Raw genomic sequence first — 12267 nt, 5'->3', positions numbered from 1 at the left:
ACACCTTCCCGCCGGTACGGGTCAGGGCGGACCGTTCGGTCCGCCCTGACCTCGATCGATGCGACCATCACGCCTCGGCGATCGCCTTCTCCACCGTCTGGAGCAGGTTCGGCGCCTCCGCGGCGGGCAGGCCACCGCCCTGGGCCAGCTCGTCGCTGCCGCCGCCCCGACCGGAGAAGGCCGCCTTCACCAGGTCCTTCGCGCTCAGGCCCCGAGCCCGGGCGGCCTGGTTGACTGCCACCACCAGGGACGCCTTGCCGTTCGCCCGGGCGGCCACGGCGACCACCGCCGGCCGGGCCGGGTCGATCCGGCCCCGGACCTCCTGGGCCAGGGTCCGCACGTCGTTGGCCGCCGCGCCCTCGGGCGCCTCGGTCCCGACGTACGCGACGCCCCGCACGTCCCGGGCCTGTGCGGCCAGTGCCGCCGCCCCGCCCAGCACCAGCTGGGCGCGGAGCTTCTCCAGCTCCTTCTCCGCGTCGCGGAGCTGCGTGACGGTCTGTTCCACCCGGTCGGCGACCTGGTCGCCCGGGACCCGGAACAGCTCGGCCAGCCGGGAGACCAGCAGGTGCTCGCGAGCCAGGAAGCCGAACGCGTCCATGCCCACCAGGGCCTCGATCCGGCGCACACCGGAACCGACCGACGCCTCGGAGAGGATCTTGACCAGGCCGAGCTGGGCCGAGCGGGCCACGTGGGTGCCGCCGCACAGTTCCCGGGCGTAGTCGCCCACCTCGACGACCCGGACCCGCTCGCCGTACTTCTCGCCGAACAGCGCCATCGCGCCGATCCGGCGCGCCTCCTCCTGGGTGGTGATGAAGGCGTGCACCTCCAGGTCGGCCAGGAGCACCTCGTTGACCTGCTGCTCGACGTCGTGCAGCACGCTCGGCGCCACCCCGGTCGGGGTGTTGAAGTCGAACCGCAGCCGGCCCGGCGCGTTCAGCGAACCCGCCTGGGTGGCCGACTCGCCGAGGAAGTTACGCATGGTCTGGTGCACCAGGTGGGTGGCCGTGTGCGAGCGGGAGATCGCCCGCCGGCGGGACACGTCGATCTCGGCGTACCCGGTCTCCCCGGCGCGCACCTCGCCGCGGACCACCTTGGCCCGGTGCACGATCAACCCCGGCACCGGCTGCTGCACGTCGAAGACCTCGAGCTGGCCGCCGCCGACCGTGATGAGACCCTGGTCGGGCTGCTGGCCGCCGCCCTCGGCGTAGAACGGGGTGGTGTCGAGCACCAGCTCGACGGTGTCCCCCTCGACCGCCGCCGCCACCTCGGCACCGCCGGCGAGCACGGCTCGTACCCGGGACTCCCGGTTCAGCTCGGTGTAGCCGGTGAACTCCACCGGGCCACCACCGTCGAGCACCGACCGGTACGCCGACACGTCGGTGTGGCCGGTCTTTCGCGCCTGCGCGTCCGCCTTGGCCCGGTTGCGCTGGTCGGCCATCAGCCGGCGGAAGCCGTCCGCGTCGACCTGCAGGCCCTGCTCGGCCGCGATCTCCAGGGTCAGGTCGATCGGGAAGCCGTACGTGTCGTGCAGCTGGAACGCCTTGTCACCGGAGATCGAGGTCTGCCCGGCGGACTTGGTGTCCGCGATCGCGGTGTCCAGGATCGTGGTGCCGGCGCGCAGCGTGGCGAGGAAGGCGTCCTCCTCCGCGTACGCGTACTGGGAGATCCGGCCGAACTCCGCGGTCAGCTCCGGGTACGACGGGGCCATGCAGTCCCGGGCCACCGGCAGCAGCTCCGGCAGCGCCTGGTCCTGGTAGCCGAGGAGGCGGACGGCGCGGATGGCGCGGCGCATGATCCGCCGCAGCACGTAGCCGCGCCCCTCGTTGGACGGGGTCACCCCGTCGCCGATCAGCATCAGCGCGGTGCGCACGTGGTCGGCGATCACCCGCAGCCGGACGTCGTCCGGGTGCGACTCGCTGGCCGCGTGGCCGGAGCGGGCGCCGTACCGCTTGCCGGTCAGCTCGGCGGCCTTGTCCAGGATCGGCTTGACCTCGTCGATCTCGTAGAGGTTGTCCACGCCCTGGAGAATGGACGACATCCGCTCCAGGCCCATGCCGGTGTCGATGTTCTTCGCCGGCAGGTCGCCCAGGATCGGGAAGTCCTCCTTGCCGACGCCGGGACCCCGCTCGAACTGCATGAAGACGAGGTTCCAGAACTCCAGGTAGCGGTCCTCGTCGACCTCCGGGCCGCCCTCCCGCCCGTAGGCGGGGCCCCGGTCGTAGTAGAGCTCCGAGCAGGGGCCGCACGGGCCGGGGATGCCCATCGACCAGAAGTTGTCCGCCTTGCCGCGCCGCACGATCCGCTCGACCGGCACGCCGGTCCGCCGCCAGATCTCGTACGCCTCGTCGTCGTCCAGGTAGACCGTGGCCCAGATCCGCTCGGGGTCGAGCCCGAAGCCGCCCTGGTCGACCGGCTTGGTGGCCAGGTCCCAGGCGAACGGGATCGCCCCCTCCTTGAAGTAGTCACCGAACGAGAAGTTGCCGTTCATCTGGAAGAACGTGCCGTGCCGGCTGGTCTTGCCGACCTCGTCGATGTCCGGCGTACGGATGCACTTCTGGACGCTGACCGCGCGGGAGTACGGCGGGGTCTGCTGGCCCAGGAAGTAGGGGACGAACTGCACCATGCCGGCGTTGACGAACAGCAGGTTCGGGTCGCTGATGGCGGGCAGCGGAGCGGACGGCACCACGGCATGGCCGTTCGCCTCGAAGTGGGCGAGGTACCGCCGCTTGATCTCCGCCGTCTTCATCGCTGGTGCTCCTCCGGGAAAATCTCTCGGTCGCCGATCCGCGGGTCCTCCCGCAACTCGGCGAACTGGTCGTCGTACACCTCGCCGCGGGCGAAGGCCTCGTGGATCTCCTGCTCGCGCTCGGCCATCCCGATCCGGACGTCCTCGACGAAGCCGCGGACCGACTCGACGAGGCTGCCGGCGGATTCGGACAGGCCGCTGGCGATGCCGGCCGGCGTGTACGCCTGCGCGGTGCGGGTCGCCTTGCGGACCACCAGCACCCCCACGGCCAGCCCGATGCCGAGCCAGAACAACCGCTTCATGTCACAGCCCTCCCGCTCGCCGGGTCACCGGTTGGCGCGCTTCTCAGCGCGGCGCCGCTGCTTGATGATGTCCCGGGCCTCCCGCTCGTTCTCCGCGTGCCGGCGGGCGGCCGCGGCCCGGCGCACGCCGTAGCCGAAGGCGGCCACCTTGACCAGCGGGTTCGCGGCGGCGGCGGAGACCACGGCGGCGAGGTTCGCCACGTTGGCGGTGACGTTCTGCGCGTGGCTGGTCATGGTGTCCACCTTGGCGAGCTGGAGGTTGACCCCGTCGAGGGAGGTCTGCACCTGCTCGAGGGCGGTGTTGACGTTCTTCACCGTGGTGTTGACGTCACCGAGCAGCGGTGCGGAACGGTCGTTGAGGTCGTTGATCATCCGGGTGGCGGCGTCCACGGTGTGCCGCAGCCGCAGGATGGGCAGCGTCAGGATCAACACGAGCATCGCGAATGCGATTGCCGCGACCAGCGCCGCGACCTCCATAGGTTCCACGCCTGTCCTCCTCGACCAGGGTCCCGGGGCCCGACGCCCCGAGACGCGCGACCGTCCTGTCCACTCCGCCTCGGCCCGGCCCGTCATGACCGACCGCACCGCCGGACCCGCCAGCCCCAGACCCTACCGTCCGTGATGGAGAGGTGCTCACGACGGTGAGGGTGTCAACTCGCCGAGTGGATCGTCGGTGAGCGTCGGGAAGGGATCCTCACCGGTGAGTGACGGATCAGTGCTCGGCTGCGGCCCGGTCCGCTCGTCGTCGATCGCGTTGCGGACCTTCACCGACACCAACGACCCGGTGCACGTCTGCGCTGCGGGCGAGGGGGCCGGAGACGGCGCGGGCGCCCCGTCCACCGGCGGCGGCACACAGGCCGGCTCGCGTACCCAGAGGTCGAGGGTGAGCTCGTCCCGGCGCCAGCAGGTGTAGCTGCCCTTGGCCGGCTGGTCCGGGATCTGCTCCGGGCAACGGGCGACCTTCCAGCGCTGCCAGCCGTCCTTGGCGAGGGCCTGCTCGTACGCCTGCGCGGTCTCCTTCGGCCCCTGCTGCGACTCGATGGTCCGTTCCCGCAGCCGGCAGTCCTGCAGGCACCAACGGCTGCCGCTGACGTTGTCGACGGTCTTCACCGCCGCCCACGAGGGCACGTCCAGCCCGTCAAGGGTGTCGAAGACCGGGTCGTGACTGAGCGTGCGCACCCCGAAGTAGAGCGGGACCGCACCGAGCAGCACCAGGCTGACCAGGACGAGGATGCCCAACCGCAGGCGCCGCCGTTCGCGCATCTGCCGGCGCAGTTCGGAGCGGGCGCCGCGCAGGCCACCGGCGGCGGTGGCCGCCTCGACCGGCTCCGCCTCGCCTCGCCGCAGCGCCGGTCCAGCCCCGTCTCCCGGTCCCGGTCGCGCGGGCTCCTGCGTCGGTACGACCGCGGCCGCCCGGGCCACCGCCGGCTCGCCGGTCCGCCCCGGCGGGGGCACGGCCGGACCGGGCCGGTGCGGCTCGGCCGAGGGCGGGGTCGCCCGCCCGGCCGGGCCCCCGTCCGGGTCGGCGGGCCGGGCCACGGACGCGGCTGCCCGGGCCACCGCCGGACCGCCGGCCGGGCCGGTACGCGGACCGGGCTCGCCGCCCGGCTGCGGCGCGCGCCCGTCATCGCCGGGCGTACGCGGCGGGACGGGACCGTCCGGCCCCGGTCGGGCCGCGCCCCGGGCCGGGCCGGCGGTCCGGGCATCACCGGCGGCCGGCCCTGCTCCGGGCCGCCCGGCCTGGGTAGATACCGGGCCGGGCCGCCGCTCCGGATCGCCACCCGAGGGAATCCCACCGGTCCGCGCCGGGTCACCGGCGACGGGAAAACCGCCGGTCCGACCGGGATCGTTGGTCGGCAGGCCGCCGGTGCGGTCGGGGTCCGGGGTGCGGCCGGCGTCCGGGCCGGCGGGTCGGCCGGCCGGCGCGGCGGGACGCGCGGATCCCCGGGCGGCCCCGGACCGGTCCGGCTTGACCGGAGGCACGGCAGCCGCGCCGGCCCGTCCGGTCGCAGCACGGTCGGGGCCGGCGGAGGTGATCCCCCGGCCCGCCGTCGGCTCGCCCATCGGGGCAGCGGGTCGGCCCGCCGCCGGCATGGCGGCGTCGCTGTGCTGGCCGCGGCCAGCCTGCCGGAGCCAGTCGGCGGATCGGTCGGGACGCTGCGGCCGCGGTTCGTCGGTGTCCTCCCGGGCCGCACGGCGTGGACCCGTCCGCGGTCCGTCCACGGCGGACCGGCGTCCGCCCGGCGTCTCGGGAGCGGCCCGGCGACCGGTCGAGGTCGGCTCGTCGTCCGGCACGGCCCGATGCCCCGACGGCGGCACCCCCTCGTCAAAGGGAGCCGCCCGGCGGCCGGCGGCCGACCCCGCGTCCCCGGGAGCAGCGCGGCGCGCGGTCGGCGTCGACGGATCCACGGCAGCCGCGCGGCGACCGGTCGAGGTCACGGCATCGTCGGGCGCGGCCCGCCGTCCGGCCGGCATGGCTGCGTCATCGGACGCGGCGCGGCGACCCGCCGACGGGACGGCGCTCTCGGGCGCGGCGCGGCGACCGGCCGGCATCGCTCCGTCGTCGGGCGCGGCGCGGCGACCGGTCGGGGCGCTCGGGTCCTCCGGCCGCCGCCCGGCGGGGGGCACGTCGGACGGGACGTTCGGTACCGGCGGGGCGTTCCCGCTGCGCGGTACCACCACCGGCTGGTCCGGTTCGGCGCGGCGCCGGCCGCCAGCCCGCCCGTCACCCGGCTCGGTGGGGGCGTCCACCCGCGACGTGCCGGCGGTCGGGTCGAGCGCCGCCGGGCCCCGGCGGCGCCGCGGCTCGGGGGCGCCCGGCAGCGGAGCGCCGGTCACCGGGTCGACGGCGGGGCGGCCGGCACCGGGGGCAGCCGTGGCACGGGCCGAGCCCACACCGGGCCGCCCGGCGTCGGGCTCGGCGCCCTCGGGCAGGGCGCGACGGCCCCCGCCGGACACCGGTCGGACCGCCGGATCAACGCCACCCGCCCGGCCGGGGGACGGGGCACTCGGTCCGCCGGACCCGTCGGACCCGTGCCGGCCACGCGGCGTGGGTGGGACGGTGGCCCGTGCCCCCTCCGCTGCCGGGGGCTGCCAGCCGGGACCCGGGGGCGGGGCGGCAGGGGTCCGATCCGGGCCGGGTCCCTGGCCGGCCCGGTTCGGGACGGACCCGCCCGCCGGCGCCGTGCGCTGGCCGGGCGGGCCGCTCATCCGGCCAGGCGCCGGGGGCACCGGTCCCTGCTGGCCGGTCGGCTCGTCCCCGCCACGGCGCGGCGGCCGGGACGGCTCGGCCGGGTGCCGGGTGGGCTCCGGCGCGCCGGGCCAGGGGCCCTCGACGGGGCGGCGTCCGGCGGCGGGGCCGCCGGGGCGGACCGGGGGCGTGGCGGGTCCGGCGCCGGCCGCGCCATGCCGGGCGGGCGGGCCGTCGGGCCCGGGCCGGCCGGCGCCGGGCGGCGGCACCGCACCGGGACGGGGACCGTGGGTCGGCTCGGGCGACGGCCCGCCGGGCCGGGGGCCGGTGGCCGCTGGCGGCATCCCGCCGCGCGGGGGCGGCGCCGCGCCGGGGCGGGCACCGGGATCGTCCCCGTCCGGGCCGAGGTCGGCCCGCTGCTGCTTCGCCGTACGCAGGTCGTCGATCCAGCCGAACTCCTCGCCAGCGGTCGCCGCGTCCGGCTCGGCGTCGGCCTTGCCGCGCCCCCACCGGCGGCCCTTGGCACGAGGGTCGCGCCGCTCGTCGGGGCCGTCCTCCGGCCGCTCCGGACCACGCGCCATCACTGCTGACCCTCTCCGACGGCGTCACTGCCGCCCTCATTCGCCACGTTGACCTGCTCGGCGCCGGGCGGGCGACCACCGTTGACGGCGGCCTCCACCCGCGCCGCCGGCGCCGGCAGCCCGCGGACGATCCGGCGGAGCAGCGGCAGCCGACCGGCCACCGCGCGCTCCGCACCGTGCCCGCTGGGCCGGTAGTAGTCGGTCCCGACGAGATCGTCCGGAGCGTACTGCTGGGTGACCACCCCGCGGTGGTCGTCGTGCGGATAGCGGTAGCCGGCGCCGTGCCCGAGCCCCCGGGCACCGGAGTAGTGGGCGTCGCGCAGCCCGCGGGGCACCGGTCCACCACGGCCGGCGCGGACGTCGGCGATGGCCGCGCCGATCGCCGTGGTGGCCGAGTTGGACTTCGGTGCGGTGGCCAGATGGATCACCGCCTGAGCCAGGTTGAGCTGCGCCTCGGGCAGCCCGACGTACTCAACGGCGTGCGCCGCGGCGGTGGCGACGGTCAGCGCCGTGGGGTCGGCCATGCCGACGTCCTCGCTGGCGAAGATGACCATCCGCCGGGCGATGAACCGGGCGTCCTCGCCGGCCACCAGCATCCGGGCCAGCCAGTGCAGCGCCGCGTCCACGTCCGAGCCGCGCATGCTCTTGATGAACGCGCTGGTCACGTCGTAGTGGGCGTCGCCGTCGCGGTCGTACCGGACGGCGGCGACGTCGACGGCCTGCTCGGCGGTGGCCAGGTCGATCCGCCCGGCGCCGAGCGCGGTGGCGGTGGCGGCCGCCGCCTCCAGCGCGGTGAGCGCCTTGCGTACGTCGCCGCCGGCGAGGCGGACCAGATGGTCCTCGGCCTCGGTCTCCAGGGTGAGCGCGCCGGCCAGGCCGCGCTCGTCGGCGACCGCGCGGCGCAGCAGGCCACGCACGGCGTCGTCGTCCAACGGCTGCAGGGTCAGCAGGACGCAGCGGGACAGCAGCGGTGAGATGACCGAGAAGTACGGGTTCTCCGTGGTCGCCGCGAGCAGGGTGACCGTCCGGTCCTCCACCGCGGCGAGCAGCGAGTCCTGCTGGGTCTTGCTGAACCGGTGCACCTCGTCGATGAAGAGCACCGTCTGCGGCCCGCCGGAGCGGCGCTGCCGGCGGGCGGCCTCGATCACCGCGCGGACGTCCTTCACGCCGGCCGTCAGCGCGGACATGGCGACGAAGCGCCGGTCGGTGGCCCGGGCCACCAGATGGGCGATCGTGGTCTTGCCGCTACCGGGCGGCCCCCAGAGGATCACCGACATCGGCGCCGCGCCCTCGACCAACTGGCGCAGCGGCGCGCCCGGGGCGAGCAGGTGGTCCTGCCCGACGAGCTCGTCGATGCTGGCCGGCCGCATCCGAACGGGCAGGGGGGAGTCCGCCCCGACGGTGATGAACCCGTCGATGCCGCCGGAGCCCGCGGGGGCGCTGGGCGCTCCGGCGGGTTCGCCGAGGGTGAAGAGGGCGTCGGACTCCATCACGAGAACAGTACCGGGCCGGCCCGACGACGCTGGAATCGCGCCGCTGGCCCGGCCCGGGTTGATCGGTTCCGGTCAGCCGCGACCCGGGCGCCGGCCCCGGTACCAACGGCCGCCGCGCGCGCCGGAGCCCACCCCGGCCAGGTAGAGGGAGAGCAGCAGGAAGCCGATCAGGCTGAGGGTCTGCGCGTTGAACAGGTCGGGCGCGCCGAGGTTGGTGTTCAGGAAGTCGAGCAGCAACGCGAAGCCGAACACGATGGCCGCGATTATGGCGAGCATGGTCGTTCCTCCGGTGGGGGTCCCAGTAGGTCGGTGACGATGTACCCGATCGGTCGGTTCGCCAATCTCCACCCTGGACGGGGCTCCGTTCAGCCGGCCGACCACGGGTCGGTGGCGAGGACGGCGTAGCGCACGGAGTCCCACCAGGCGCCCCGGACGAAGAAGTGGTCGCGACTGATCCCCTCCTGCCGCATCCCGACCTTCTCCAGCACCCGCCAGGAGGCGGCGTGGTCCGGACGGGTGGTGGCCTCCACCCGGTGCAGGCCCACCTGCTCGAACGCGAGGCGCAGCAGCAGGCCGGCGACCTCGGTGCCGAGGCCCCGGCCCCAGTGATCCGGGTGGATCACGTATCCGATCTCCCCGCGCCGGTGCTCGGGGCTGGTGACGGTGAGGGTGCCGAGACCGACCAGCCGGTCGCCCGAGGCGGCGGCCAGCCGGTACGACAGGCGCGGCGAATCCTGCGCGGCCCGGCGCCACGCCGGCATGGCTGCCCGGATCTCGGCCACCGACGGCGGCGACTCGTCCAGCACCCGCTCGACGACCCGCGGGTCGCCGTACAGCGCGTGCATGGCGACCAGATCGTCGTCGTCCCACTCACGCAGCAGGCAACGGCGGCCGGGCAGGCGTACCGGGTGTACGGAGCGGATGCCGGGCATGAGGTCTCCTCTCGTAGGCTGGGCGCATGATCACTGCCGACCAGGTCCTGGTGGGTCGGGATGCCCTGCTCGCCGCCGCCGGTCACCACCCGTACGCCCGGCACGCCCTGTGCCGGGACCATGAGGCGCGCGGTTGGCGGCGGGACGGTGCGGTGGGCTGGCTGCTGCCGCCGGGCCGGGGCCCGGTCGCTGAGGCGCTCGGGGCGTTGGGTCCGGCGCTGGACGCCTGCACCGGCCTGATGGCGGACGGGACGCTGCGGGCCGGGCAGTGGCTGCACCTGCCCCGCACGTCACCGGAGGAGCTGGCCGGCCGGCTGTCCGTGGCCCGCCTCCACGACTGGGACTTCCTCTGGACCGCCACCCCGCCGCCCCGGCAGGCGGAGGAGGAACGGGTCGTTCGCCTCACCGAGGCCGACCACCCGGCCCTGGCCGCGCTGATCGAGGTGTCCTTCCCCACCACCACCACCCGTCCCGGCGACCCGCGGGTCGTCGACTGGTACGGCATCCGTGACGGTGACCGCCTGGTGGCCTGCGGTGCCGACCGCAGCCGGGGCGACATCGGTTTCCTGGCCGGGCTGACCGTGGCTCCCGACCGCCGGGGCCGTGGCCTCGGCGCGGCGCTCACCGCCGGGATGACCCGCGCCCTCTTCGCCCGGTACGACCACGTGGCGCTCGGCGTCTACCCGGACAACGTCGGGGCGATCCGGCTCTACCGTCGCCTCGGCTACACCGGCACCGAGCCCCGAAGCTCCGTCCAGCTCGGCTGAGGCCGGCCGCACGACCTGCCTGCGCGAGCGCCGCCACGCGCCGTCCCGGCCCCCGGGCACCGCCAGGTTGCCGACCCGGGGGCATCCCCACCGACTCGACACCGCCACCTCGCCGACCGGGCGTCCCGGCCCGCCCGACGCCGGCAGTTCGGCGAGGTGGCGGCGGTCGGGTATGCCGGACACCGCCAGGTCAGCGACCTGGCGGTGTCCCGACCGGGCGGCCTCGGGCACGTCAGCCCGCCCGGACCGGGCCAGCCGTCGGGGCGACCGGCGCGCCGCCGACGGGCGCCGCCGGCACCGGGCCGGCGCCCGGAAGGTCCGGGCCGGTGGCGGGATCGCCCGGGCCGGAGGCGGGATCGTCCGCGCCAGAGGCGGTCTTCTCCGCCAGGGTGCGGGCGGAGCGGCTGGCACGCCAGGCCGGCAGGTAGAGCGGGGCGGCCAGCGCCAGCACCACCGCGCCGACCAGCATGGCGAGGCTGACGCTGCTGCGGTCGGCCAGCGCGGTCAGGATGACCGCGCCGAGCGCGAAGCCCGGTTGGCCCATCATCGAGTTCAGCGAGATGACGCTGGTCCGGTACGGCCCGTCGACCTGGCGGTGCAGCAGGCCCATGTGCAGCGGGTTGGACGCCCCGTGCACGGTGTAGCAGGCCAGGTAGGCGACGAGCACCCCGACCGGGCCGGCGAGCAGGCCCATCCCGACCACGGTCGCGCCCTGGAGCACCCGCATGAGGGCGGCAGCGGGGGCGGCGCCCAGCCGGCGCAGCAGGAACGGGGTGAGCGCGGCGCCGGCCGCGTTGGCCAGCCAGGCCGCCGAGCTGGCCGGGCCGAGCAGGACGGCCGCCCGGTCGGCGTTCCCGACCACCTCGGCGAGGCGGACCGGCAGCAGCGACTCGAAGGTGACCATGCCGAAGCTCCAGAACAGCTCGACGGCGACCAGGGCGAGCAGCACCCGGGACCGGCGCAGCAGGCCGATCGCCTGCCCGACCATCCGGGGCGCCTCGACCACCGAGGCGCGGAGCGCGGCAGCGCCCTTGGCCGGCCGGGTCTCCACCAGCAGGACCAGCAGCGCGACCAGCGACACGGCCTGCAGGACGAGGGCCACCAGCACGGGCAGGGTCAGCGCGCTGACCGGTCCGACCGGGCCAAGGGCGATCAGGCCACCACTGAGCAGCGCGCCGGCGCCGATGGCCAGGCCGCTGACGGTGCCGGCGTGGCCGAGGCCGCGCTCGTACTCGGCGTCCGGGTCGGCGGCCAGGGCGGCGTCGACGTACCAGGACTCCAGGGGGCCGCTGTCCAGCGCCCGGTAGACGCCCTGCAACGCGCAGACCAGGAAGAGGAGCCAGAACGAGTCGGCCACCGCGAAGAGGGCCAGCGAGATCAGGCTGATCACCCAGGCGGTGACGAGCACCGGCTTACGGCCGAGCGCGTCGGCGAACCCGCCGGTGGGCAGCTCCAGCGCGAGGACGACCAGGCCCTGCGCGGTGGCCGCCAGGCCGATCTGGGCGAGCGACAGGCCGCGCTCCTGCATCAGCAGGATCATCACGGGGATCAGCAGGCCGCTGGGCAGCCAGCGCAGCCCGTAGAGAGTGAGGTAGCGGAACCGGACCTGGCGTACGGACAGCGTGCTCATCGCTCCTCCTCGGACGGCGGGTCGGCGAGCCGCAGGTCCGCCAGCAGCGGCAGCGCGGCGAGGAAGATCTGCACCTGCTCGGCACCGGGCTCCGTGGGGTCGGCCTCCGCGCGGTAGCGGTCGAGGATCTGCCACACCTCGGCCTGCAGCGCCGCAAGTCGGGTCGACGGGATGGTCATGAAGATGTCACCCATGCCGAACGCGTCCCGCCAGGCCGGGGACCACTCGTGCTGGACGGCGAGCCACTTCTCGGCGTGCTCGACGAAGTGCCGCACCTGGTTCCCCTGGATCCAGTCGATCGCGGCGCGGGCGTCCGGGTCGTCGTCGAAGTCGGTCGGCTCCCAGTTGGTGACGTCGTGCGCGGCCCGCCAGAACCGCTGCCGGCCGGTGCCGAGATCCGGGTCCTCGGCGACCAGCTCAACCTCGGCGAGCTGGCGCAGGTGGTAGCTGGTCGCCCCGGTGTTGGTGCCGAGCAACTCGGCGAGGCGCGTGGCGGTGGCGGGTCCCTTCACCCGCAGCGCCCCGAGCAGTCGGGTGCGCAGCGGGTGCGCCAGGGCGCGTACCTGCCGGTGATCGAGCCGCACCTCGCGCGGTGCCGGCTTCCTGTCGTTCCCCATGGATGCACA

General features: G+C 75.6%; 10 protein-coding genes. 1 reads left to right on the top strand and 9 read right to left on the bottom strand.

Going from position 1 to position 12267, the window contains the following annotated elements:
* Nucleotides 1-67 precede the first annotated feature (67 nt).
* From alaS to ABZ783_RS26610, 7 genes are all read right to left on the bottom strand, one after another.
* Nucleotides 68-2746 (bottom strand): alanine--tRNA ligase, encoded by a 2679-nt coding sequence (gene alaS, locus ABZ783_RS26640; RefSeq protein WP_357442605.1) that lies wholly within the window; start codon nt 2744-2746, stop codon nt 68-70.
* Entirely contained in the window at nt 2743-3048 is a 306-nt protein-coding gene (locus ABZ783_RS26635) for a hypothetical protein (protein WP_073835241.1), read from the bottom strand. The genes alaS and ABZ783_RS26635 overlap by 4 nt, the downstream gene beginning before the upstream one ends.
* 24 nt (nt 3049-3072) lie before the next feature.
* Nucleotides 3073-3534, bottom strand: a complete 462-nt coding sequence (locus ABZ783_RS26630; RefSeq protein ID WP_073835240.1) for a DUF948 domain-containing protein — start codon at nt 3532-3534, stop codon at nt 3073-3075.
* A 147-nt stretch (nt 3535-3681) separates the two neighbouring features.
* Nucleotides 3682-4311, bottom strand: a complete 630-nt coding sequence (locus ABZ783_RS26625; protein ID WP_357442781.1) for a hypothetical protein — start codon at nt 4309-4311, stop codon at nt 3682-3684.
* A gap of 2507 nt (nt 4312-6818) precedes the next feature.
* Complete coding sequence (locus tag ABZ783_RS26620; RefSeq protein ID WP_357442603.1) at nt 6819-8309, bottom strand: replication-associated recombination protein A; 1491 nt, start codon at nt 8307-8309, stop codon at nt 6819-6821.
* A gap of 75 nt (nt 8310-8384) precedes the next feature.
* Nucleotides 8385-8588, bottom strand: a complete 204-nt coding sequence (locus ABZ783_RS26615) for a hypothetical protein (protein ID WP_357442601.1) — start codon at nt 8586-8588, stop codon at nt 8385-8387.
* 89 nt (nt 8589-8677) lie between these two features.
* Nucleotides 8678-9244: a GNAT family protein gene (locus ABZ783_RS26610; RefSeq protein WP_357442599.1), complete on the bottom strand. Its 567-nt coding sequence runs from the start codon at nt 9242-9244 to the stop codon at nt 8678-8680.
* Between the two features lie 26 nt (nt 9245-9270).
* Here ABZ783_RS26610 and ABZ783_RS26605 point away from each other — a divergent pair, with 26 nt between their 5' ends.
* Nucleotides 9271-10011, top strand: a complete 741-nt coding sequence (locus ABZ783_RS26605; RefSeq protein WP_357442597.1) for a GNAT family N-acetyltransferase — start codon at nt 9271-9273, stop codon at nt 10009-10011.
* Between the two features lie 232 nt (nt 10012-10243).
* On the opposite strand, the gene ABZ783_RS26600 is transcribed toward ABZ783_RS26605, so the two are convergent.
* Together ABZ783_RS26600 and ABZ783_RS26595 are read right to left on the bottom strand one after the other, a co-directional pair.
* Nucleotides 10244-11641 carry an MFS transporter gene (locus ABZ783_RS26600; RefSeq protein WP_357442595.1) on the bottom strand — a complete coding sequence of 466 codons (1398 nt, stop codon included), beginning with the start codon at nt 11639-11641 and terminating at the stop codon, nt 10244-10246.
* Entirely contained in the window at nt 11638-12258 is a 621-nt protein-coding gene (locus tag ABZ783_RS26595; RefSeq protein ID WP_357442593.1) for a helix-turn-helix domain-containing protein, read from the bottom strand. Before ABZ783_RS26595 ends, ABZ783_RS26600 begins: the two co-directional genes overlap by 4 nt.
* Nucleotides 12259-12267: the final 9 nt, after the last annotated feature.

Source organism: Micromonospora sp. NPDC047738 (assembly GCF_040642675.1).
GTDB lineage: Bacteria > Actinomycetota > Actinomycetes > Mycobacteriales > Micromonosporaceae > Micromonospora.
This window is presented reverse-complemented; position numbering and strand designations above follow the sequence as displayed.

Excerpts from the sequence above, each read along its gene's own strand:
- ABZ783_RS26600 (WP_357442595.1), bottom strand. The coding sequence starts at position 11,641 with ATGAGCACGCTGTCCGTACGCCAGGTCCGGTTCCGCTACCTCACTCTC.
- ABZ783_RS26625 (WP_357442781.1), bottom strand. The coding sequence starts at position 4,311 with ATGCGCGAACGGCGGCGCCTGCGGTTGGGCATCCTCGTCCTGGTCAGC.
- alaS (WP_357442605.1), bottom strand. The coding sequence starts at position 2,746 with ATGAAGACGGCGGAGATCAAGCGGCGGTACCTCGCCCACTTCGAGGCG.
- ABZ783_RS26635 (WP_073835241.1), bottom strand. The coding sequence starts at position 3,048 with ATGAAGCGGTTGTTCTGGCTCGGCATCGGGCTGGCCGTGGGGGTGCTG.
- ABZ783_RS26595 (WP_357442593.1), bottom strand. The coding sequence starts at position 12,258 with ATGGGGAACGACAGGAAGCCGGCACCGCGCGAGGTGCGGCTCGATCAC.
- ABZ783_RS26610 (WP_357442599.1), bottom strand. The coding sequence starts at position 9,244 with ATGCCCGGCATCCGCTCCGTACACCCGGTACGCCTGCCCGGCCGCCGT.
- ABZ783_RS26620 (WP_357442603.1), bottom strand. The coding sequence starts at position 8,309 with ATGGAGTCCGACGCCCTCTTCACCCTCGGCGAACCCGCCGGAGCGCCC.
- ABZ783_RS26605 (WP_357442597.1), top strand. The coding sequence starts at position 9,271 with ATGATCACTGCCGACCAGGTCCTGGTGGGTCGGGATGCCCTGCTCGCC.
- ABZ783_RS26615 (WP_357442601.1), bottom strand. The coding sequence starts at position 8,588 with ATGCTCGCCATAATCGCGGCCATCGTGTTCGGCTTCGCGTTGCTGCTC.